Source organism: Mesorhizobium sp. NZP2234, from assembly GCF_013170765.1.
Taxonomy (GTDB): domain Bacteria; phylum Pseudomonadota; class Alphaproteobacteria; order Rhizobiales; family Rhizobiaceae; genus Mesorhizobium; species Mesorhizobium loti_D.
Genome location: NZ_CP033364.1, coordinates 1446821 through 1468483, shown reverse-complemented (window position 1 = coordinate 1468483; position 21663 = coordinate 1446821). Strand labels below are relative to the sequence as shown.

Here is a 21663-nt window from a genome sequence, read left to right as displayed (position 1 = left end):
AAGGCGAGCGTTACGCCGCTCTCTCAGCCCGCCGTCTTCGCCTGCCAGGCCTTGATCGCCTCGTCGAACACCTTCTCGCCGGGAATGCCTTTTTCCATGGTCAGCAGTGCCCGCCGTCCGGTCTTGTAGACCACCGGCACGTCGATCCAGTCCTGGCCGCGCAACAGGGTCATGTTGGCGTCCTCGTCGGCCTTGGTGTCATTGAGCGCGACGAGGAAGAAGCCGTCGGCGATCTTGGCCGGGATGCCGATCAGCGGGCTGCCGGCATCCTGTTCGGAGCTTTTCATGGCGACGCGCAGGATGTTGTCGACACCGCCGCCTTCGAAACCGTCGGGCGTCAGGAAGATCATCTCGATGATATGGCTGGCCGGCAGCGTCTGGTCGGTGTTGCGGCGGATGGTCATGCGCAACTGGATGTCCTTGCCGGGGATGGTCGCCTCGGCACGGATCGCCGGCTCGGGCGGCAGGTCGCCACCCGGCGATTCCTGCACCAGCGACCAGACGATGCTGCCGGGCTCGGCCGACCCCTGTGCCGTGCTGGTGCGCTCCTCATAGAAGATCGCCTTCTGGCCGACCGGTACCGAGGCCTCCGTCGCCGGAGCGGCCGCCGGTGCCGCGGGCGTAGCGCCCGCCGGCGCGGGCGGCGGTGTGGCGGCGGCATCGGCCGGCGCCGCGGGTGCGGTTCCGTTGGCGGGCGGTGTCGCGGGCGCGGCACCCGGCGCGGGCGTGGTCGCGGCGGGCGCGGCCGCGGCGGGTGCAGCTGCGGCCGGCGCGCCGGTGACCGGTGGCGGAGCCGCCGGGGCGGTGGTCGCCGAAGGTGGCGTCGTCAGCGCGGCGACGGATTCACCCTCGCCTATGCCGCTCTGCCCGCCGGCCGGGCCGGGATCGGTTTCGCCGCCTTCAGGCGTCAGGCGCTGCGTGAATTTGGTTCCTTCGGCGCCGGCTGCCGGTGCCGGTGGCGTCGCCGCTGCGTCGCTAGCCGGCTTGGCCGGCGCCGGTTTCACCGGCTCGGTCTTGGCGACAACCTTGCCGCCGTCCAGGCCCAGCATCCTGCTGAAGGCGCCCTTGTTCAGCCAGATGCCATAGCCGCCGCCGGCAACGACCAACAGGGCGACGACGGCGGCGATCAGCCCGCCATAGCTGCGCTTGCGTTCGGCTGGACGCAGGCGCTGGAAGGTATCGCCCGCCTCCGGCTCTTCGTCATTCGCGAAGACATCGGCCCGGTCATCGTCCTGGTCCGCATCCATGCCCGGCAAGGCATGGTCGGCAAGGTTTGGAGCCGCCGGTTGCACCGGCGTGGGCTTCTGCCAGCTCGGCTCGGCCTTGGCGGCGGGCGGTGGTGCCGGCCGGTAGGGTTCCGGCTTGGCGGCGGGCGGCGCTGGCGGCGCCGGCCATACCGGCTCCGCCTTCACCGGCTGGCGCGTGTGGCTCGGTTGGTTCTTGTTGCGGTCGATGGAGGAAAAGATGTGCTCCAGCTCGGCGAGCGGGTCTGTTTCCGGCACGCTCTTGGCATAGTCCCGCTCGACGACCGCGATAGCGTCTTCCAGCGAGCGCTTCTGCATGTTTATGGCTTCGGCGGCCGGCGGCGGCGAATAGTCCGCAAGCTTCTTGGCGAGCATGGTACGAACGCTGTCATAGATGCGCGTACGCTTCTCGGGCGTCTCGTCACCGTGCTTGTCGAGCGCCTTTTTCAGAATAGCAACGAAATCTGCCATGCTTCAGTCGACCTGTATTTTGCTTCCGCGCCGGCCCCCGCAAATCAGCCGCGATGCCCGGAAAGGCTTCAGAAACTAGTCTTGAAACGGATCGGTCACAAGTATCGTGTCATCCCGTTCCGGGCTGGTGGAGAGGAGTGCTACCGGCGCGCCGATCAACTCCTCGATGTAGCGGACATATTTGACCGCCTGTGCCGGCAGGTCGTTCCAGCTGCGCGCGCCTGCGGTGGTGCCTTTCCACCCCTCCAGCGTCTCGTAGACCGGCTCGACACGGGCCTGCGCGCCCTGGCTGGCCGGCAGGTAGTCGATCATCTCGCCATCGAGGCGATAGCCGGTGCAGACCTTGATTTCGTCCAGCCCGTCGAGCACGTCGAGCTTGGTCAGCGCGATGCCCTTGATGCCGTTGACGGCGACCGCCTGGCGCACCAGCACCGCGTCGAACCAGCCGCAGCGGCGCTTGCGCCCTGTGACGACGCCGAACTCATGACCGCGCGTGCCGAGGAATTCGCCAATCTCGTTCTTCTGTTCGGTCGGGAACGGACCTTCGCCAACGCGCGTCGTATAGGCCTTGGTGATGCCGAGCACATAGCCAATGGCGCCCGGACCGACACCGGAGCCGGCGGCGGCCTGCCCAGCCACCGTGTTGGACGAGGTGACAAAGGGATAAGTGCCGTGATCGATATCGAGCAGGGTGCCTTGCGCGCCCTCGAACAGAATGCGCTCGCCGGCGCGGCGCTTGTCGTCGAGAATTTTCCAGACGCGGTCCATATAGGGCAGGATCTCATCCGCGACCGACGTCAACTCCGCCATGATCGCGTCATGCGTGACTTCCGCGTGGCCAAGCCCACGGCGCAGCGCATTGTGATGCGTCAGCAACCTGTCGACCTTCAGGGGAAGCGTTTCCAAGTCCGCCAGATCCATCACCCGCACCGCGCGCCGACCCACCTTGTCCTCATAGGCCGGACCGATACCTCGGCGGGTCGTGCCAATCTTCGTTCCGGAATTTGAGGCGGCGTCCTCGCGGAATCCGTCCAACTCCCGGTGCACCGACAGGATAAGCGCCGTGTTTTCGGCTATTTTCAGGCGATCCGGCGCCACTTCGACGCCCTGCGCCTTGAGTTTCGCCACTTCGGCCACGAAAGCATGCGGGTCGAAGACCACGCCATTGCCGATGATGGACAGCTTGCCCTGCCGCACGACACCGGACGGCAACAGCGACAGCTTGTAGACCTTGCCGTCGACGACCAGCGTGTGGCCGGCATTGTGGCCACCCTGGAAACGCACCACCACATCGGCGCGCTCCGACAGCCAGTCGACGATCTTGCCCTTGCCTTCGTCACCCCACTGCGAGCCGACGACCACCACATTGGCCATGTTTCTTTTCCCTTGAGATGCCGCCGAGCGGCCTGGATATGGTTCGAAACGACAGGCCTCTATAGCGTCAAGACCTCGCGAGTGCGACCTCTCTTTGCCGCCTAAAATGCCCTGAGGCACAACAATTTTCGGCTTTGACATCATTTACTTGGGCTGGCGGGGGCAATAGGCCGGCAAACACCCCGGCACACCCGCCGCGGCCGGAATTCCGCGATGCATCGAAGCGCCTACATATTCCTGCTGCTCACCACCTTGCTGTGGGGAGGCAATTCGGTGGCCGGGAAGCTGGCGGTCGATCACGTCTCGCCGATGACATTGGTCTTCCTGCGCTGGGTGCTGGCAGTCGCCATCCTGCTGCCGGTCGGCTGGCGCACGATCCGGCAGGATTGGCCGGTGGTGCGCCGGCACTGGTTGGTGCTGGCGGCACTTGGGGCCAGCGGCTTCACCCTGTTCAACACCATCTTCTATACGGCGCTCAACTACACGACTGCCATCAACGTCTCGATCGAGCAGGCGGCGATGCCGGTCCTGATCATCCTCGCCAACTTCATCTTCTTCCGCCTGCGTGTGAGTTGGGCGCAGATTGCCGGCGTCGTGCTGACCATCGCCGGCGTGATCCTGACCGCCTGCCACGGCGACCCGCGCCGGCTGCTGACGCTGGAGCTCAATTTCGGCGACGCCATCATGCTGGTCGCGGTTGTCCTCTACAGCGGCTATACGGTCGGCTTGCGGCTGAAGCCGGTGATGCACTGGCAGAGCCTGATGCTGTCCCTGGCAGTCGCCGCGCTCATCACCTCGCTGCCCTTCCTCCTGTGGGAGGTCGCCGCCGGCAAGGCCGTCGCGCCCGACGCGCGCGGCTGGACGGTGATCGTCTATACCGCGATCGGCGCTTCCGTCATCTCGCAGGTAACCTACATCAGGGGCAACGAGTTGATCGGCGCCAACCGCGCCGGCCTGTTCATCAACCTGGTGCCGATCTTCGGCACGCTGCTTTCGGTGCTGATCGTCGGCGAGACGTTCCAGCTCTATCAGGCACTGGCGCTGGTCCTCGTGCTGGGCGGCATCGCGCTTGCCGAATACAGCGGGCGAAAGGTGGCGATGCTGGACCGCCGATTTCGATAACGTGCTACTGCGGCAATTCCTTGCGGACCGACGCGATATCGTCGGATGAAACCGCCGGAGCTGAGTTGCCCCAGCTGCTGCGCACATAGGTCAAGACGTCGGCGATTTCCTGATCCTTCAGGCGCCACGCCAGCGAGGGCATGGCCGGTGTCGTTGGTGCGCTGGCCGTATGGACAGCCTGGCTTCCGGCGAGAATCACCCGGGCAAGCGTTTCAGTATTGCCCTGCGCGACGATCGAGTTGCCGGCCAGCGCCGGGAAAAGCGCCCCGGCCCCGGCACCATCGGCTCCATGGCAAGCCGAACAATTGTCATGGTAGATCGCCTCGCCCGCGATCATGCGCGCTTCGTCGGGCTTCGGTACAGGCACAATGGCAGTGTCCGGGCCCAGGCTCTTGAGATAAACGGCCACCGCCTTGAGGTCCTGATCGGTCATTTTCGAGGTCGAGTTTTCGATGGCCTCGGCCATCGGACCGGACGCGATCGAATGCGCGTTGACACCGGTCTTGAGGTAGCTGACCACATCATCCTGCGACCATTTCCCCAGGCCGGATTGGGCATTGTTGGTGATGTCGGGCGCGAACCAGCCCTGCAGCGATGCCCCTTGCAGGAAGCTGCTATCCTGGTCGGCTCCGAGGAAGGATTTGGGCGTATGGCAGGTGCCGCAGTGCCCGGCCCCCTGCACGATATAGGCGCCGCGATTCCATTCCGCCGACTTGGAAGGGTCCGGCTTGAAGCCGTCCTCGGTGAAGTTGAGGAGATTCCAGCCCCACATCGCCAGCCGGATGTTCAGAGGAAACGGCAGTTGATTGGCTTCGACCTTGTTGGACACCGGCTCGACCGTGGTGAGGTAGGCCCACAGGTCTGAAATGTCCTGCTCGTTCATCCTGGTATAGGCGGGGTATGGCATGGCGGGGTAGAGCCGCACGCCATCGTGGCCGATGCCTGACTTCATCATGCTGCGGAAATCGGCCTCCGACCAATTGCCGATGCCCGTTTCGTGGTCGGGGGTGATGTTGGGAGGCACCAGTGCGCCGAACGGCGTTTCGAGCGGCAGGCCGCCGGCGAGCGGCTTGCCGCCTGGCCTTGTGTGACAGCCCGCGCAGTCACCGAGAACGGCCTGGTACTGGCCGCGCATGATCTGGTCCGCCTGGTCGGCTGCGATTGCCGGAGCAATCGCCAGAAGCGCGGCGCCGGCGGCAAGCGTGACGGCGAGCCTCCTCATGCCTGCACCAGCGGCGTACCGGGATTGCGCAGATACTGGTTACGGATGGCGTCGGCGGCACGGAAGGCCAGCGCGCCTACCGTTCCGGTCGGGTTCTTGCCGGCATTCTGTGGAAAGGCCGATGCCCCGATGACGAAGACGTTGGGCACGTCCCAGCTTTGCAGGAAGCTGTTGACCGCGCTCTTCTTCGGATCCGTCCCCATGATGGCGCCACCTGTATTGTGGGTGCTTTGATAGGGGACGCTGTTCCAGCCCTTCTTGAGACGATTGACGTTGTACTGCTTGCCGCCAAGCGCCTTGGCGATCTCCTCCATCCGGTCGCTGACATAATTCGACATGCGGATATCGTTGTCGGGAAAATCGAACGTCATGCGCATCAGCGGCCGGCCGAAGCGATCCTTGTAGGTCGGGTCGAGATCTAGGTAATTTGTGCGCGTCGCGTAGCTGCTGCCCTGCGACGAGTAGCCGAGCGTGCTCTTGTAGCCGTCGACGGTCGCCCTCTTCCAGGCGCTGCCCCATTTCGGCGTGCCGGGCAACGTTGGCCTCGTCCCGATCGGACGCCCGTTGGTCGGGATGCAGTTGATGCCCGCGCCGCCGACGAAATCGAGCGCTCCATGATCGAAGGCGTCGCCATTATAGTCATCGATCGTCTGGCCGAGCGCGCCGGCGGCGATGAACGGATTGAAATTCTTGTCGTCGAAGAACACCTGCGCGCCGGCATTGGTCTGGTAGCAGTAATTGCGGCCGACCGTTCCCTCGCCGGTGGCGGGATCGTAGATCTTGCCGATGCCCGACAGCATCATCAATCGCGCATTGTGCAGGCCGTAGGCGCACAACAGCACGAGATCGGCCGGCTGGAAGAATTCCTGCCCCGAGGAGTCCACATAGGTCACGCCGCGCGCCGACTTGCCGCCGGCGGCGAGATCGACATGCAGCACTTCGCTGTCTGTCCGGACCTCGAAATTGGCCTTCCTCATCAGCACGGGAAGGATGGTGGTCTGGGCGCTCGACTTGGAATAGTTGGCGCAGCCGAAACGCTCGCAGAAACCGCAATAGGTGCACTGCCCCATGGTGATGCCAAGCGGATTGACATAGGTCCGTGACATGTTGGCGGACGGCGTCGGGAACGGGTGCAGACCGATCGAGCGGCCAACATTGGCGAACAGGGTCGGCGCGTAGGTCATCTCCATCGGCGGGTTCGGATAGTCCCGCGCCCTTGGATCCTCGAACGGATTGCCGCCTTCCTGCAACTTGCCCTTGATATTGCCGGCCTTGCCCGAAATTCCCGCCAGATATTCAAACTGGTCGTAGTAGGGCTCCATTTCGGCACCGGTCACGCCCCAGTCCTCGACCTGAAGGTCCGCGATCCTTGCCGCCCCGTATTTCCGTGTCAGGTTGGTCTTGATCTGAAAGTCTGAATCCCAGAAGCGCCAGGTGTGGCCGTTCCAGTGCACGCCTGCGCCACCGACACCGTTGCCGGGCAGGAAGGACCCGAAATCGCGCATTGGCAGTGCCGTCTGCGACGTATCGTTGCGCATTGTCATGGTTTCCACGGCGGGCTGCAGGAACAGGTCGCGCCGAACGCTGTAGCGCAACTCATCCTGCGCATAGCCGATGTTGAAATCGGTTGCCGTGTCACGCCACGGACCGCGCTCGATTGCCAGCACGTCCAGCCCCTGATCGGTCAATTCATGCGCGAGAATTGACCCGGTCCAGCCGAGGCCGACGATGACGACATCTTTGCGGGGCAGGATCGTCGTCATGGGTCAGCTCCTTTTTACACGCCATTCCGGGCTGCCCTCGATGGACACGGGCGGCCTGGGATAAGGCTGATTGTGCTTGCTGACATGATCCCGATAATCATAGCGCGCGCCGGGAAAGCCGAGCATGCGCCACGACACCATGTCCTTGTTGCCGCCATAGACCGGATCGGCAAAGAACCCTTCCATGGTGTTCTGCAACAGAAGTCCGAAGAAGCCGGTGGCCTTGACGCCATCAGGCAATTCGACCTTTCCAGCCTCCATGTCGGTCAGGAATGCATCCTGCTCGGCCGGCTGAAGCTGGATAAATGTCTTGCCGTCCCGCTGCTTCAGGAAAGCGTCTATGGCCGCGAGCCCGGCGCGGTAACGCTGGGCGGGATTGGCCTCGTCCTGATATCCCTGCGTGGGCAATCCCGGCAGGAACGGCCCTTGCGTGTAGAGCCGGCTTGAAGTTCCGAACGCGCCCGTCAACTGACTGTCGATATAGACGGCGCAGCCGGCCTCCTTGCCGCCCACGCTGAGATCGTCGGCGGGAACGAGACGATCGACGATAGCCTCGACCAGGGCCGCCTCCTGCGGCGAGAAGAATTGCCAGCCGCCAGGGACGACCCGCATCGGCGGATTGGCCGACATGGGCGCCCAAGGCAAGGACCCCGAGAACGAGCGGGCAAGGCCGGCCGAGGTAGCCGTCACGGTAAACATCGCGACTGAAGACAGGAAAAGACGTCGGTTCAGTCGGACAGTATTGTGATGGTCCATCGTCGACACCTCGACAACAACGGGCGCACCTCTAAAAAGGGCGCACAAATCATGATGAAACTAGTAAAGTTTAATTCACGCGAGTCGATAGATGACAAAGTGAGGAAAGAAAGCGGGATCGTCAAGCAGATCACAAAATCGTTAGAGTGAGCCAGGCTTTCTGCTTGTCGGGCTTCCTAATTTACCGGGAGATGAAAGGTGATCCTTGGACTGGCTCCGCTGCTCGCCGGAGGTTAAACATAGCTGCACGAACGCCGAAATTGCCAGGAAACAGGCAAGCCAACGTTCGCCTCGAGGTGGCACGAGCTGCCAAAACTGAAACGGCCCACGTGCTTGCCAAAGCACGCGGGCCGCGTTTCAGGAGGATACGCTTGCCGGTTATGAGGATACCAGGTCTAGACCCCGCCCACGTCGAACTGCAGCCGCTTGGCCGAGTCGATCGACGTGTGCGCCCGCACCTGCTCCAGCACCTTTTCCGGGAACGGCGCATCGAGATAGAGCAGCGCGATGGCGTCGCCGCCCGGCCGGTTACGGCCAAGCTGGAAGTTCGCGATGTTGACGCCATTCTCGCCGCACACCGTGCCAAGCAGGCCGATGATGCCGGGCGCGTCGGCATTGGTCGTGTAGAGCATGTGCTGGCCAACCTCGGCGTCGAGGTTGATGCCCTTGATCTGGATGAAGCGCGGCTTGCCGTCGGAGAAGCAGGTGCCGGCGATCGAACGCGTCATGTGCTCGGTCTTGACGGTGAGCTTGATGTAGCCGTCGAATACGCCCGACTTGTCACGCTTGACCTCGGCGACGATGATGCCGCGCTCCTTCACCATGATCGGCGCCGAAACCATGTTGACGTCGGCGACCTGCGGCCGGATCAGCCCGGCAAGGGCGGCACTGATCAGCGCGCGCGTGTTCATCGTCGCGGTCGAGCCGTCGAACAGGATCTCGACCTCCTTGATCGGATCCTCGGTGACCTGGCCGACAAAGGCGCCGAGCACTTCGGCGAGCTTGACGAACGGCTTCAGCCGCGGCGCTTCTTCCGCCGTGATCGACGGCATGTTGATGGCATTGGAGACGGCGCCCTTGATCAGGTAGTCCGACATCTGTTCGGCGACCTGCAGCGCGACGTTCTCCTGCGCTTCCGCCGTGGAGGCGCCGAGATGCGGCGTGGCCACCACGTTTTCCATGCCGAACAGAGGGTTCTGCTCGGCCGGTTCGACCTCGAACACGTCGATGCCGGCGCCCGCCACCTTGCCGCTCTTCAGAGCCGCGATCAGATCGGCCTCGACGACCAGTCCGCCGCGGGCGCAATTGATGATGCGCACGCCGTTCTTCATCTTGGCGATTGCCCCGGCATCGATGATGTTGCGCGTCTTGTCGGTCAGCGGCGTGTGCAACGTGATGAAGTCCGCGCGGGCGAAGAGCTCGTCGAGCTCCACCTTGTCGACGCCGAGCTCCTCGGCGCGCTTGTCCGACAGGAACGGATCGAAGGCAACGACATGCATCTTCAGGCCGACGCCACGCGTGGCGACGATCGAACCGATGTTGCCGCAGCCGATGACGCCCAGCGTCTTGCCGGTGATCTCGACGCCCATGAAACGGTTCTTCTCCCACTTGCCGGCATGGGTCGAGGCGTTGGCTTCCGGGATCTGGCGGGCGAGCGCGAAGATCATCGCCACGGCGTGCTCGGCCGTCGTGATCGAATTGCCGAAGGGCGTGTTCATCACGATGATACCCTTGCGGCTCGCCGCCGGGATATCGACATTGTCGACGCCGATGCCGGCGCGTCCGATGACCTTGAGCCTGGTGGCGGCGTTGATCAGCTTTTCGGTGACCTTGGTCGCCGAGCGGATGGCGAGGCCGTCATACTGGCTGATCACCTCGAGCAACTTTTCCTTGTCCTTGCCGAGATCGGGCAGATAGTCGACCTCGACACCGCGATCCTTGAAGATTTGTACGGCGGTGGGAGAGAGTTTGTCGGAGACGAGAACACGGGGCGCCATGGCGACCTCCTTGAAAAATGGGATTGATCCGGGAATGGGCGGCCCGCGGGCCGCCACTGAAATCTCAGGCAGCCGCTTTCAGCGACGCCTTCTGTGCCGCGAAGGCCCAGTCGAGCCAGGGCAGCAGCGCTTCGAGATCGGAGGTCTCGACGGTCGCGCCACACCAGATGCGCAGGCCGGGAGGCGCGTCGCGGTAGGAGCCGATGTCGTAGGCGACCCCTTCCTTGTCGAGCGCCGACACAAGACCCTTGGCGAAAGCCGCCTGTCCGTCGGCGTCGAGCGCCGCGATATCCGGATCTGTGAAGGACAGGCAGATCGAAGTATTCGACCGCGTCGCCGGCAAGACGGCAAGATGGCCCAGCCAGGAGGATTTGCCGACAAAGCCATCGAGCACGGCGGCATTGGCATCCGCCCTTGCGACCAGCGCATCGAGGCCGCCGATCGACTTCGCCCAAAGGAGTGCGTCGAGATAGTCCTCGACACACAACATCGACGGCGTGTTGATGGTCTCGCCCTTGAAGATGCCTTCGATCAGCTTGCCGCCCGAGGTCAGGCGGAAGATTTTCGGCAGCGGCCATGTGGGCTTGTAGTTCTCCAGCCGCGCAACGGCACGCGGCGACAGGATCAGCATGCCATGCGCACCCTCGCCGCCCAGCACCTTCTGCCAGGAGAAGGTGACGACATCGAGTTTTTCGAAATCGAGCCTTTGCGCGAAGGCGGCCGAAGTCGCGTCGCAAATAGTCAGGCCCTTGCGGTCGGCGGGAATGAAATCGCCGTTCGGCACGCGCACGCCAGACGTCGTGCCGTTCCAGGTGAAGACCACGTCGCGGTCAAAGTCGATCTTGGTGAGATCCGGCAATTCGCCATAGCCGGCCTCGAGCTTGCGCACGTCGGGCAGCTTCAACTGCTTGACCACGTCGGTGACCCAGCCGGAACCAAAGCTTTCCCAGGCGACCATGTCGACGCCGCGCTCGCCGAGCAGCGACCACAGCGCCATCTCGACTGCACCGGTGTCCGACGCCGGCACGATGCCGATGCGGTAGTCCGCCGGGACCTGGAGGATTTCGCGCGTCAGCTCGATCGCCTGTTCGAGCTTGGTCTTGCCGATCTTGGCGCGATGGGAACGGCCGAGCGCGGCATTTTTGAGCGCCTCGACCGACCAGCCGGGACGTTTTGCGCAGGGACCTGAGGAGAAATTGGGGTTTGCCGGACGGAGTCCGGGCTTCGTATGCGTCGTCATCGTGGTCTATCCTTCCAGATAGTGGCCCCTCGTTGGGGAGGGGTGGCCCACGGACGGCGATATGCGTTCAGGCTTCGGGCGTCAAGAGGAAAGTTTTTGTCGCTGCCGGGATACCGGCGATCAGCAATCAGGATTGCGTGATTTCAAACGCAAACGGCGGACCGCAGGGATCCGCCGCCGAGGTCGTGGTTTGCCGCAGGCCTACCAGAGATCGTAGCGCAGCCCGACCTTGACCTGGTGATTGCTGATCCCCTTCTTGACCGGAAAGGAGGTCAGGCTTTCGGCCGTCACATACTCCGCGCTCGGGGCGGAAAAATACTGATAGCCCAGATCGACGGAAACGTTCTTCGTCACCTGGTAGGCAAGGCCCGCATTCAGCGTATAGGCGAGGGAATACTGGGTCTTGCTATCATTAAGGGTGAAATCGTTGGTGGGGTCAGCCTCGTCGGTGTAGCTCGCCGAGACGCTGCGCTTGCTCCTAACTACACCGACACCCGCGCCCACATACGGTGTGATTCCGACATAGGTGCCAAGGTCGACATAGCCATTGAGTATGCCTGAGAACGCATAGTTCTTCAGGTTTCCCGATCCCGCGATCGACGTTCCAGCCGGTGCGGTCGTGGTATCGTCATAGCCGAAGCTGGCCTTGTTACCTGGCAAATAGCCGAAGTTGACATCGGCGCGGAGGTAATCGTTGAAATGATATCCGAAGCCGACGCTCGCAAAATATGCGTCTTCGCTCTCGCTGAAGTTCTCGTTGTTGATCGCCGACGGGAAGGTGAAATCCCCATTCTCGAAGCTCTTCTGCGCCAGGTACGAGACGTCGCCGCGCAGATACCAACCCGAGCCGACCTCGACCGGCACGTAGTCGGGCGCTTGGTCGACATAGATCGGCGGATCATAGTCGGCGGCCAATGCTGGCGTCAGCGGCAAAAGCCCGAATCCGGCAAGCGTCAGCACAATACGCGATGTGAGTGTCATGGTCCCCGACTCCCGGATTTGGCGGCGCTTGCAATCAAAGCGGCAGCCATCGTTTCAAGGACCATTGTTAACCATAGTGGTTAAGTCGCGGTTAAGGCTAACAGAGCATTAGCGAATTCATTATCGCTAATGCATGACGTCCTAAATTGTCTTTGCCTGCCTGGGCACTTCATTGGCGGCAGCTCAAACGAAAACCGCCCGGCCAGGCCGGGCGGTTCCACGTATATTCGAAGCAGTGGATTTCTTACTTGGTGTAGATCGGCTCGGGTTCGGGCTGGTAGGCCACCACCGGTGCCGCGCACCCATTGTTGCCGCCGAACTGATAGCGCAGGCCACCGCGCACCTCGTGGGTGTTGATGCCGCGGTCGAAGCCCGGGCCGGAGCTGGTCACATCCCACTCGAACATGCGGCCACCCTGGATATGGGAGAAGCGATAGCCGGCATCGAGGATGACCTTGTCGGTCAGGCAGTAGGACGCGCCGGCCATCAAGGCGTAGGCGAAACGCCAGTTGGATGCACCGGTATTGCGCTCGGTAGCGCCCGGGGTCGGGTCATAGACAGTATCCCACTTGACACGCGCGCCGCCGATGCCAGCGCCTACATAGGGCGTGATGCCGTGCCAGGTACCGATGTCGACATAGGCGTTGGCAAGCAGCAAAAGGGCACTCATTTTCGACGACTCAGCCGACGAGACCAAGACTGGCGAACCGCCAGCCGTGCCCGTTGTCTGACCGCTGAAATTCGACTTGAACCAGTAGTCGGCGGTCAAATCGGTGCGGAAGTGATCGTTGATCTTGTAGCCTACGCCGGCGCCGAGCGAGAAGCCGCCCTTGAGCTTGCCATAGTCGAAGCTCTTGCTGCCCGGCGTCACCGTACAATTACAGGGGTCGACGGTATAGGTCATATAGTCGATGCCGGACAGATTCGACTTGTGATAGTCGATATCGCCGCGGATATACCAGCCGCCGACGTCGACCGGCTGCTCGTAGACGGGCGGCGGCGCTTCTTCGACCTGCGGCTCTGGCAGGTCGGCTGCGAACACTGGCCAGGCAAGGCCCGCGAACAGCAACGCGAACAGGGCCTTTCTTGCTGTATTGAACATGCTTGTCACCCCTAGGAACCCTCGTAACGCGATCGCGTCCGAATGAGATTGGCTTTCAGGCGTGGATAATGAATTGCAAAAGTTAAAACGCGTTTAACCCTGTCGATTAACCACGAATCGCTAAAATCCAAGGGATTCAGAAGCTAGTTTCGACAACCGGAGACCGGCTCTCCGGCCAACAAGAAAGCCCGCCGGAAGGCGGGCCTGTATGCGGCAGAGGCGGCTATGACGCCCTGGGGGCGGCGGAAATCAGGCGGCGCTGCGGGTTTCCGATATGACTTCGACGATGTCGTTGACGACGGCCTCGACCAGTTGCGGATCGTCGCCCTCGGCCATGACCCGGATCAGCGGCTCGGTGCCGGAAGGACGGATGACCAGCCGGCCGGCCTTACCGAGACGGTTGCGCGCATCCTCGATCGCGGCCTTGACCGGAGCTTCCTCGAGCGGCTTGCCGCCGGCGATGCGAACGTTCTTCAGAAGTTGCGGCACCGGCTCGAACTTCTTCGACAACTCGCTGACCGGGCGGCCTTGCCGCTTGATGCAGGCCAGCACCTGCAGCGCCGACACGAGGCCATCGCCGGTGGTCGAGAAATCCGACAGCACGATGTGGCCCGACTGCTCGCCGCCGACATTGAGCCCATGGGCGCGCATATGTTCAACGACGTAGCGGTCACCGACCTTGGTGCGGTGGAGTTGCAACTTCATGTCGCCGAGGAAGCGTTCGAGACCGAGATTGGACATCACCGTCGACACGACGCCGCCGCCGGCAAGCCGTCCGCTCTGGTGCCAGGACTCGGCGATCAGCGCCATGATCTGGTCGCCATCGACGATCGCGCCATTCTCGTCGACGATGACGACACGGTCGGCATCGCCATCGAGCGCGATGCCGATATCAGCGCGCACTTCATGCACCTTCTTCTGCAGGCCGGCCGGATGGGTCGAGCCGCATTCCTTGTTGATGTTGAAGCCGTTGGGCTCGACGTTGATGGCCACGACTTCGGCGCCAAGCTCCCACAGCGCCTCGGGCGCCACCTTGTAGGCCGCGCCGTTGGCGCAATCGACGACGATCCGCAGACCCGAAAGCGACATCGAGCGCGGCAAGGTGCGCTTGGCGAATTCAATGTAGCGGTCATGCACGCCGTCGACGCGCTTGGCCCGGCCAAGCCCGTCGGAATCGGCGAGTGAGAGTTCGATATCCTTGTCGAGCATGCTCTCGATGCGCTCTTCGATCTCGTCGGAGAGCTTGTAGCCGTCTGGTCCGAACAGCTTGATGCCGTTGTCGTAGTAGGGGTTGTGCGATGCCGAGATCATGACACCGATATCGGCGCGCAGCGAACGAACCAGCATCGCGACAGCCGGCGTGGGAATCGGGCCGAGCAGGAACACATCCATGCCGGCGGCGCAAAGACCGGCCACCATGGCATTCTCGATCATGTAGCCGGAAAGCCTGGTGTCCTTGCCGAGAACGACACGATGGCGGTGGCTGCCGCGCTGGAAAGAAAGGCCGGCAGCCATGCCGACACGCATGGCGATTTCGGCGGTCATCGGAAACTTGTTGGCGCGTCCGCGAATGCCGTCCGTGCCGAAGTAATTCCCTGCCATGCTGGTTAGATTCCCTGACGGTTCTTTGCCGGCGTCTCATGCCACAATTGGGAGGTCCGCCATGATCACATTGTGTGATTATATGTTACCAATCCTTAGAAAATCCTTGTTGTGCACCGCACACAAGAACGCCCAGCGTAACATGATGGAACTGTAGCACTGCAACATACCAGTTATGCGAGCTATTCGGCGCGGGTGCACGCGGAAAATCTTGTTTCCAGCCCGGCAAGGGGCAATGATTTCATCACCTTATCGGGAGGATCGGCCCTCCGGCGATATATACCTCACTTAGCATCTGGCGCAACCGATCGTTGAGCGTTATTGATTCGCAGGGACGTATAATGGGCTGCAGCAACGGAGAAACGCTATGCTCATCCACCGACTTGCCACTCTGACCGGCCTCGCCGTAGTGACGTTGTTCCTGGCTGCGCCAGCCAACGCGCTGACGATGGCCGAGTGCAGCACGAAATATAACGCGGCCAAGGACGCGGGGACACTTGCTGGCGCCACCTGGAACCAGTTCCGCAAGGCGCAGTGCGGCACCGACGCGGCTGCCACCACGGACACCAAGCCGGCCGACACGAAGAAGGCGGCCGAGACCAAGCCGGCCAAGGCCGCCAAGGCAGCGGCCGCTGACGACAGCGCCGCCAAGGGCCTGACGGCCAAGGAATGCAGCGCCAAGTACCAGGCGGCCAAGGCCGCCGGCACGCTGAACGGCCAGAAGTGGAACGACTTCCGCAAGGCCGAGTGCGCCGCCGGCGCATCCGCCGCCGCCGCCACCACCAAGCCGGCGACCACCAAGGCCGCTGCTGCCGCCGACGGCAAGGGCCTGACCATGGCCGAGTGCAGCGCCAAGTACCAGGCGGCCAAAACGGCGAACACGTTGAAGGGCCAGAAGTGGAACGACTTCCGCAAGGCCGAGTGCGGTGCCGCCGCCTCGGATGACGACAGCGTGCCTGCTCCGAGCGAAGCGAACTACACCAACGAGCCGGCAAAGCCGACGACGGTTGCGCCCAAGGGCGTCACCTTCCCGTCCGCGATCTCGGCTAAGTATGCCAGCGAGACCCCCGGCAAGGGCCGCATGCATACCTGCCTCGACCAGTACTATGTGCTCAAGGATGCCAACGCGCTTGGCGGCCTGAAGTGGATCCAGAAGGGCGGCGGCTTCTACAGCCTGTGCAACGCCAAGCTGAAGGGCTGATCGCGTAGCCATTTTCCCCGAACGAAAGCCCGCGCATCTCGCGATGCGCGGGCTTTTTGTTACGCGCGAAGACGCCCGCGACCCTACCCGCATCTCCATATCACGGAAGCTGTCGGCATCATCAATTCGCTCACACTGCACAACGACAGTTGGCTGCCCCGCAAAGATTCTGGTTGAACATATGAAGAACAAACCATATACAAAGAGACGCCAAACTTGTTATCAACCAGGGAGGGTCTTATGCGTGGTTTGAAATTGGCGGTATTGGCTGTGACGGTATTGGTTGCTTGCGGCGTCGCCCCTGCAAGTGCACTGACGATGAAGGAATGCGGCGAGACCTATCGGACAGCCAAGGAAGGCGGCACTCTGAACGGCATGGACTGGGCCGCTTTCCGCAAGGAGAAATGCGCCACGCCAGCAGCGGAGAGTGTCAGCGCTGATACGGTCAAAACCGCGCTGCCGCCGGAAACGGAAACCAGCGCGGCGGTCGCCCCCAGCGTAGCCCCGGCGGGCGTGACATTCCCGACCACCCTCGCCGCCGAGTTCAAGACCGAAAAGCCCGCGAAGGCACGGATGAAGACGTGCCTGCAGGGTTATCACGGCAACAAGGAGGCGGGTACGTTGAACGGCCTTCGCTGGATCCAGAAGGGCGGCGGTTATTACAGCCTGTGCAATGCCAAGCTGAAGAGCTGATCGCCAGCGGCATCTGAAGAAATCAAAGGCCCGCGAGCCGCAAGGTTCGCGGGCTTTCCGTTGGCGGCTTCAGGAAGAATCCCATTCTGCGCTGGGGAGACGCGCGGCCGGCGACGCTGCCAATCTCCCCCACTGGGCCCCCCACGGGGGAGATCGGCTGAGCCCGGGTTTCTCCCGATCGCCAAAGCTTTGGACGCAAGATCGCTGACGAGTCGAAATCCAAACAAAAACGCCGCGGACCAAGCCGCGGCGTTTCTCGATCAGTCTCTCTCGCGCGAACCTCAGCTCGACGGCTGCGGTTCCATGCCGCCTTCGGGCTCGGGGCCCTTCTTGCGGCGACCGCCGGACTTCGGCACCGCCGACCCACGGCTGGGCGGCGTGTCGTCGCCGAGGTCGCGCGCGGGCTTCTGGCCGGCGATCAGCTGCTTGATCTCGTCGCCCGACAGCGTCTCGTATTCGAGCAGGCCCTGCGCCAGCGCGATCCATTCCTTCTTCTTCTTGGTCAGGATTGACTTCGCCGTCGAATAGGCCTCGTCGATCAGGCGGCGCACTTCGGCGTCGATGATCTGCGCGGTCTCTTCCGAGATGTTCTGCGTACGCGCCACCGAATGGCCGAGGAACACCTCTTCCTGGTTGTCGCCATAGGCGACATGGCCGAGCTTGTCGGAGAAGCCCCAGCGCGTGACCATGGCACGCGCCAGCTTGGTCGCCTGCTCGATGTCCGAGGACGCACCCGAGGTAATGTTCTCCTTGCCGAACTTGAACTCCTCGGCGACGCGGCCACCCATCATGATGGCGAGACGCGAGATCATGTACTTGTAGCTCATCGAATAGCGGTCGCCTTCCGGCAACTGCATGACCATGCCGAGCGCGCGGCCACGCGGGATGATGGTGGCCTTGTGCAGCGGGTCGGCCGACGGCACATTGAGCGCCAGGATGGCATGGCCGGCCTCGTGATAGGCGGTCAGCTCCTTCTCGGCCTGGGTCATGGCCGACGAGCGTCGCTCGGCGCCCATCATGATCTTGTCCTTGGCGTCCTCGAACTCGGCCATGGTGACAAGGCGCTTGTTGCGCCGCGCCGCCATCAGCGCGGATTCGTTGACTAGGTTCATCAGGTCGGCACCAGAGAAGCCCGGCGTGCCGCGCGCGACGACCTTGAGGTCGACATTGGGCGCCAGCGGCACGTTGCGCACATGTACCTTGAGGATCTTCTCGCGGCCGACGATATCGGGGTTCGGCACCACCACCTGGCGGTCGAAACGGCCCGGCCTGAGCAGCGCCGGATCGAGCACGTCGGGACGGTTGGTGGCCGCGATCAGGATGATGCTTTCGTTGGATTCGAAACCATCCATCTCGACCAGCAACTGGTTCAGTGTCTGCTCGCGTTCGTCATTGCCGCCGCCGAGACCGGCACCGCGATGGCGACCGACGGCGTCGATTTCGTCGATGAAGATGATGCAGGGCGCATTCTTCTTTGCCTGGTCGAACATGTCGCGGACACGGCTGGCGCCGACGCCAACGAACATCTCGACGAAGTCCGAACCGGAGATGGTGAAGAACGGCACGTTGGCTTCGCCGGCGACCGAGCGGGCGAGCAGCGTCTTGCCGGTACCCGGAGGGCCGACAAGCAGCACGCCGCGTGGGATCTTGCCGCCGAGGCGCTGGAACTTCTGCGGATCGCGCAGGAACTCGACGATCTCCTCCAGGTCTTCCTTGGCTTCATCGACGCCGGCGACGTCCTGGAAGGTGACGCGGCCATGCGCCTCCGTCAAAAGCTTGGCCTTCGACTTCCCAAAACCCATGGCCCGACCGGAGCCGGACTGCATCTGGCGCATGAAGAATATCCAGACGCCGAGGATCAGGATCATCGGCAGCCACGAGATCAGGTAGCCGAACAGCGAATTGGAGCCGTCGGTCTCGGGCCGCGCGTTGATGGTGACGTTCTTGTCCTGCAGCCGCGACACCAGCTGGGGATCGCCGGGCGAATAGGTCTGGAAGCCGCTGGAATTGTCGGTGTAGGTACCGGTGATGCGGGCACCCGCGATGGTCACCGTCTTGACCCGGCCGGCCGCGACATCCTGCAGGAACTGCGAATAAGGCACATCGCTCGAAGCCCCACGCGTCTGCGGCGTCTGGAACAGATTGAAGAGAGCGATGAGCAGGACCGCTATGATCGCCCAGAGCGCGAGGTTGCGATAGTTCGGATTCATCAATTGTCCCGTTGGTGTCCGCGGACGGACAGCATCATGAGAGGAAACTTGGGCCTAACATAGGGAGAGCGCCTCCCCTTGCCAAGCAGAACAGCACGTCTGGGTTAAGCTTTCGACCACCATCAGCCGGCACTGTGGCCGCTGAAAGGCGGGGCGGGAGGTGGCGGCGCGCCGATCAGTTCGGCGACGGCCCGCGCCGGCGCCAGATCGAAGGACGGCAGGAAGCGGGCAAAAGGTGCAACCACCGGCCGCACCGCAAACCCTTGGCGGGCCGGCTCGTCGCCTCGCGATCGAGCGTTTTCAACGGCTTGCCATAAGCTCGGTTCAGTGGCAGACGCGGCGCGCATCAGGCTTTGCGGTGTCTCTTCCCTGGCGGCTGCCAGCCGTCTCGTCGCCGCGCTCCCCAACGGTGCGATCAACAATGCGCCGGAACTGTCGTCCAATGTGATGTGGCGGCGGCCGTCCCAGATGGTGTTGTCGATGGCCGCGGCGGTGGGCGGCAATCCCCTTGCCTCGCGCCGCAGGAAGATGCCGGCGCGCCGGAAATCGACCACGGTCCGCGACAATGTGGCGCAAAGGAATCCGGCCTTCAGCCGGCCGAACAGAGCCTCGCTGCGCGCCTGGTCCGGAAGAAAGGCGACGCCTCCGGCTGTGGCCAGCAAGATACGCAACGCATAGATGGCCGCCCGGTCGACGCCGGCCGAAAGCAGGCGTGGATCGAGGCGGATAAGGCCGATGGCGGGCTGGCCGGCGAAACGACGGATCAGATCGGCGGCGCTTTCGCCAAGCCGCCTGCGTTCGACAGCCGCCTGGTTGGCCAGTGCCAACGCATCGTCCATACGCCGGAAACTGTCACCGGCAAGCGAGGCACGCATTCGCGGCCGCTCGAAGGCCTCGTCGATGTTGGTCGGATCCTCGGCCCAGCCGACATGTTCACGCCGCAGGAAATCGCGAAGCGCCGAGCGCCGCGTGCCCAGCAGCGGGCGAATGATCCATTCGCGCCAGTCGTAGAGGGTGGCCGGTGCCATGCCGGCAAGCCCACGGCTTGCCGTTTCGGCAAACTCCCGGGGCTCATCCCGCGCCTGCCGCATCAGCACCGTCTCGGCCTGGTCGTCGGCCGTATGGCCGGTCACAATCAGGCCGATGCCATGCGCGCGCGCCGCCTCTGCAAGCAGCCGATAGCGCGCTTCCCGCGCCGCCGCCGGTAGGCCGGCCGATGGTTTGTTTCCGACCCAGACCATGGTGTGGTGGGCAATGCCGCGCTCGGCGCACAGCTTCGCCACGGCTTGCGCCTCGGCCGCCGAACCGTGCCGAAGGCCATGGTCGACTGTCACGGCCAGCAGCCGCACGGAGGGCGCGGTTCGGTCAAGATGTTGTTTGAGAAGCAGGAGCAGGGCGGTCGAGTCGCTGCCGCCGGACACGGCCACCACGGCGCCGTGGGTAAAATCGATATGCGAAAAAAGTCTGGTCGAAAGATCAGGCTCGGTCTCGAGCATCAACGCGTGTCGCCCAAAAGTGGTCCCGGTTTCGGGAATAGGGCATGCGGGAGAAAAATCAGCAAGCAGCCAGGGCCTTCTCCTGCTTGACCCGTTCCTTGAGCGCATTGGAAATATCGGGGTAGCGCTTGCCGACCTCGCTGAAGGTGGCGCAGGCGACATCGTGCTGCTTGAGGCCGACCAGCGACACGCCGAGCTTCAAAAGCATGTCGGGTGCCTTCTTGGCCTTGGGATAGTCCTTGCTGGCGGCGAGGAACACCTCGGCCGCGTCGCGGTATTTCTGCTGGCCAAGCAGCGATTCACCCAGCCAGTAATGCGCGTCCGCCGTCTTCGCATCGCGGGGGAAGCGGGAAATATGATCGCGAAAACCCTGTTCGGCGGTGCTGTAGTCGCCCGACAGGATGAACTGGTAGGAATTGCGGTAGAGTTCTTCCGGGTCTTTGGTCGAAGGCAGTGCGGCAACCACCGTGCCGCCGGACTTGCCGGCCTTGGCCGGTGCGCCGGTGGCCGGGGCGGTGTCTTGCGCCGGGGCGGTTGCCTGTGTGCTGCCACCGGCATCGATCACGTTGCCGTTCTTGTCGACGGTGATGGAGCCAAAGGTTTTTTCCGGCGCTCCCGTGCCGGGGATCACCTTGCCGGGATCGCCATCGGGTGATTCGACGATGACATCCTCAACCGTCTTGCCGCCGCTCGACTGATCGCTGCCGGTGGCGGCGCCGGCATCAGCCGGCGCTTGGGTTGCTGGGGCCGCAGCCACGTCGGTGTTGGTGTCGGTGGTGGCGTCGGACTTCTTCTTTGGTGCCGCCGGTGCCTGTCCGCCCTGCGAGCCGCCTTCCAGCTGCTGGAAGCGGAACTCGTTGTCTTCCTGCTGCTTGCGGATTTGCTCCTGCATCTGCAGGACCTGGAAATTGAGTTCCTCGATCTTTCCGTTCATCTGCCGCAGCTGGTCTTGCAGGCTGGTGACGGCAGTAGGATCGGACTGCACCATCTGGACCTGATCCGGCTTCTTCTTTTCACCGAAAAGGCTGGGCAGCTCGATGCTGGGCAGATGGAAGGAAAAGCCGCTGTCGGTTGATTGCCCGGTGCCGCTGGCCCCCAGGCCACTAGCCGGGGCGGTGACGCCTGATAGGAGCAGCAGCGCAAGCGTGCCGCTCAGAACCGATCTCAAATGCATGTGCCTCTCGCCGTG

At 63.2% G+C, this 21663-nt stretch carries 16 protein-coding genes; 3 read left to right on the top strand and 13 right to left on the bottom strand.

Annotation, left to right across the window (positions count from 1 at the left end; all coding sequences use genetic code 11):
* Window positions 1–23: 23 nt before the first annotated feature.
* Window positions 24–1715, bottom strand: a complete 1692-nt coding sequence (locus tag EB230_RS07140; protein WP_056575497.1) for a hypothetical protein — start codon at window positions 1713–1715, stop codon at window positions 24–26.
* 75 nt (window positions 1716–1790) lie between these two features.
* Window positions 1791–3089 carry an adenylosuccinate synthase gene (locus tag EB230_RS07135; RefSeq protein WP_056575495.1) on the bottom strand — a complete coding sequence of 433 codons (1299 nt, stop codon included), beginning with the start codon at window positions 3087–3089 and terminating at the stop codon, window positions 1791–1793.
* Window positions 3090–3302: 213 nt separating this feature from the next.
* Between EB230_RS07135 and EB230_RS07130 the strand changes: the two genes are divergently transcribed.
* Window positions 3303–4211 carry a DMT family transporter gene (locus tag EB230_RS07130; RefSeq protein WP_056575492.1) on the top strand — a complete coding sequence of 303 codons (909 nt, stop codon included), beginning with the start codon at window positions 3303–3305 and terminating at the stop codon, window positions 4209–4211.
* A 4-nt stretch (window positions 4212–4215) separates the two neighbouring features.
* On the opposite strand, the gene EB230_RS07125 is transcribed toward EB230_RS07130, so the two are convergent.
* From EB230_RS07125 to glmM, 8 genes are all read right to left on the bottom strand, one after another.
* On the bottom strand, window positions 4216–5433 hold the full coding sequence (locus EB230_RS07125) for a cytochrome c (protein WP_056575487.1): 1218 nt from the start codon (window positions 5431–5433) through the stop codon (window positions 4216–4218).
* On the bottom strand, window positions 5430–7196 hold the full coding sequence (locus EB230_RS07120) for a GMC family oxidoreductase (protein ID WP_056575485.1): 1767 nt from the start codon (window positions 7194–7196) through the stop codon (window positions 5430–5432). The genes EB230_RS07125 and EB230_RS07120 overlap by 4 nt, the downstream gene beginning before the upstream one ends.
* Before the next feature lie 3 nt (window positions 7197–7199).
* Complete coding sequence (locus tag EB230_RS07115) at window positions 7200–7895, bottom strand: gluconate 2-dehydrogenase subunit 3 family protein (protein ID WP_246738977.1); 696 nt, start codon at window positions 7893–7895, stop codon at window positions 7200–7202.
* 452 nt (window positions 7896–8347) lie between these two features.
* Entirely contained in the window at window positions 8348–9949 is a 1602-nt protein-coding gene (gene serA / locus EB230_RS07110; protein ID WP_056575479.1) for a phosphoglycerate dehydrogenase, read from the bottom strand.
* 64 nt (window positions 9950–10013) lie between these two features.
* The gene (locus tag EB230_RS07105; RefSeq protein ID WP_056575476.1) at window positions 10014–11189 is read right to left on the bottom strand and encodes a phosphoserine transaminase; all 1176 of its coding nucleotides are present in this window, start codon (window positions 11187–11189) and stop codon (window positions 10014–10016) included.
* A 201-nt stretch (window positions 11190–11390) separates the two neighbouring features.
* Window positions 11391–12170: an outer membrane protein gene (locus EB230_RS07100; RefSeq protein ID WP_056575473.1), complete on the bottom strand. Its 780-nt coding sequence runs from the start codon at window positions 12168–12170 to the stop codon at window positions 11391–11393.
* Window positions 12171–12414: 244 nt separating this feature from the next.
* Window positions 12415–13272 carry an outer membrane protein gene (locus EB230_RS07095; protein ID WP_056575471.1) on the bottom strand — a complete coding sequence of 286 codons (858 nt, stop codon included), beginning with the start codon at window positions 13270–13272 and terminating at the stop codon, window positions 12415–12417.
* A gap of 249 nt (window positions 13273–13521) precedes the next feature.
* A complete protein-coding gene (gene glmM / locus EB230_RS07090) occupies window positions 13522–14874 on the bottom strand; it encodes a phosphoglucosamine mutase (RefSeq protein ID WP_056575467.1) in 1353 nt (450 codons plus the stop codon).
* Between the two features lie 367 nt (window positions 14875–15241).
* Between glmM and EB230_RS07085 the strand changes: the two genes are divergently transcribed.
* Together EB230_RS07085 and EB230_RS07080 are read left to right on the top strand one after the other, a co-directional pair.
* A complete protein-coding gene (locus EB230_RS07085) occupies window positions 15242–16075 on the top strand; it encodes a hypothetical protein (protein ID WP_056575464.1) in 834 nt (277 codons plus the stop codon).
* A gap of 240 nt (window positions 16076–16315) precedes the next feature.
* On the top strand, window positions 16316–16768 hold the full coding sequence (locus EB230_RS07080) for a hypothetical protein (protein WP_065005507.1): 453 nt from the start codon (window positions 16316–16318) through the stop codon (window positions 16766–16768).
* 281 nt (window positions 16769–17049) lie between these two features.
* Here EB230_RS07080 and ftsH read toward each other — a convergent pair whose 3' ends face one another.
* From ftsH to ybgF, 3 genes are all read right to left on the bottom strand, one after another.
* A complete protein-coding gene (ftsH, locus tag EB230_RS07075; protein ID WP_056575458.1) occupies window positions 17050–18978 on the bottom strand; it encodes an ATP-dependent zinc metalloprotease FtsH in 1929 nt (642 codons plus the stop codon).
* A 122-nt stretch (window positions 18979–19100) separates the two neighbouring features.
* The gene (tilS, locus tag EB230_RS07070) at window positions 19101–20474 is read right to left on the bottom strand and encodes a tRNA lysidine(34) synthetase TilS (protein WP_056575455.1); all 1374 of its coding nucleotides are present in this window, start codon (window positions 20472–20474) and stop codon (window positions 19101–19103) included.
* A 58-nt stretch (window positions 20475–20532) separates the two neighbouring features.
* Window positions 20533–21648, bottom strand: a complete 1116-nt coding sequence (ybgF, locus tag EB230_RS07065; RefSeq protein ID WP_056575452.1) for a tol-pal system protein YbgF — start codon at window positions 21646–21648, stop codon at window positions 20533–20535.
* Window positions 21649–21663: the final 15 nt, after the last annotated feature.

Excerpts from the sequence above, each read along its gene's own strand:
- EB230_RS07080 (WP_065005507.1), top strand. The coding sequence starts at position 16,316 with ATGCGTGGTTTGAAATTGGCGGTATTGGCTGTGACGGTATTGGTTGCT.
- EB230_RS07095 (WP_056575471.1), bottom strand. The coding sequence starts at position 13,272 with ATGTTCAATACAGCAAGAAAGGCCCTGTTCGCGTTGCTGTTCGCGGGC.
- EB230_RS07120 (WP_056575485.1), bottom strand. The coding sequence starts at position 7,196 with ATGACGACGATCCTGCCCCGCAAAGATGTCGTCATCGTCGGCCTCGGC.
- ybgF (WP_056575452.1), bottom strand. The coding sequence starts at position 21,648 with ATGCATTTGAGATCGGTTCTGAGCGGCACGCTTGCGCTGCTGCTCCTA.
- EB230_RS07105 (WP_056575476.1), bottom strand. The coding sequence starts at position 11,189 with ATGACGACGCATACGAAGCCCGGACTCCGTCCGGCAAACCCCAATTTC.
- EB230_RS07140 (WP_056575497.1), bottom strand. The coding sequence starts at position 1,715 with ATGGCAGATTTCGTTGCTATTCTGAAAAAGGCGCTCGACAAGCACGGT.
- EB230_RS07125 (WP_056575487.1), bottom strand. The coding sequence starts at position 5,433 with ATGAGGAGGCTCGCCGTCACGCTTGCCGCCGGCGCCGCGCTTCTGGCG.
- ftsH (WP_056575458.1), bottom strand. The coding sequence starts at position 18,978 with ATGAATCCGAACTATCGCAACCTCGCGCTCTGGGCGATCATAGCGGTC.
- serA (WP_056575479.1), bottom strand. The coding sequence starts at position 9,949 with ATGGCGCCCCGTGTTCTCGTCTCCGACAAACTCTCTCCCACCGCCGTA.
- EB230_RS07135 (WP_056575495.1), bottom strand. The coding sequence starts at position 3,089 with ATGGCCAATGTGGTGGTCGTCGGCTCGCAGTGGGGTGACGAAGGCAAG.
- tilS (WP_056575455.1), bottom strand. The coding sequence starts at position 20,474 with ATGCTCGAGACCGAGCCTGATCTTTCGACCAGACTTTTTTCGCATATC.
- glmM (WP_056575467.1), bottom strand. The coding sequence starts at position 14,874 with ATGGCAGGGAATTACTTCGGCACGGACGGCATTCGCGGACGCGCCAAC.
- EB230_RS07115 (WP_246738977.1), bottom strand. The coding sequence starts at position 7,895 with ATGTTTACCGTGACGGCTACCTCGGCCGGCCTTGCCCGCTCGTTCTCG.
- EB230_RS07100 (WP_056575473.1), bottom strand. The coding sequence starts at position 12,170 with ATGACACTCACATCGCGTATTGTGCTGACGCTTGCCGGATTCGGGCTT.
- EB230_RS07130 (WP_056575492.1), top strand. The coding sequence starts at position 3,303 with ATGCATCGAAGCGCCTACATATTCCTGCTGCTCACCACCTTGCTGTGG.
- EB230_RS07085 (WP_056575464.1), top strand. The coding sequence starts at position 15,242 with ATGCTCATCCACCGACTTGCCACTCTGACCGGCCTCGCCGTAGTGACG.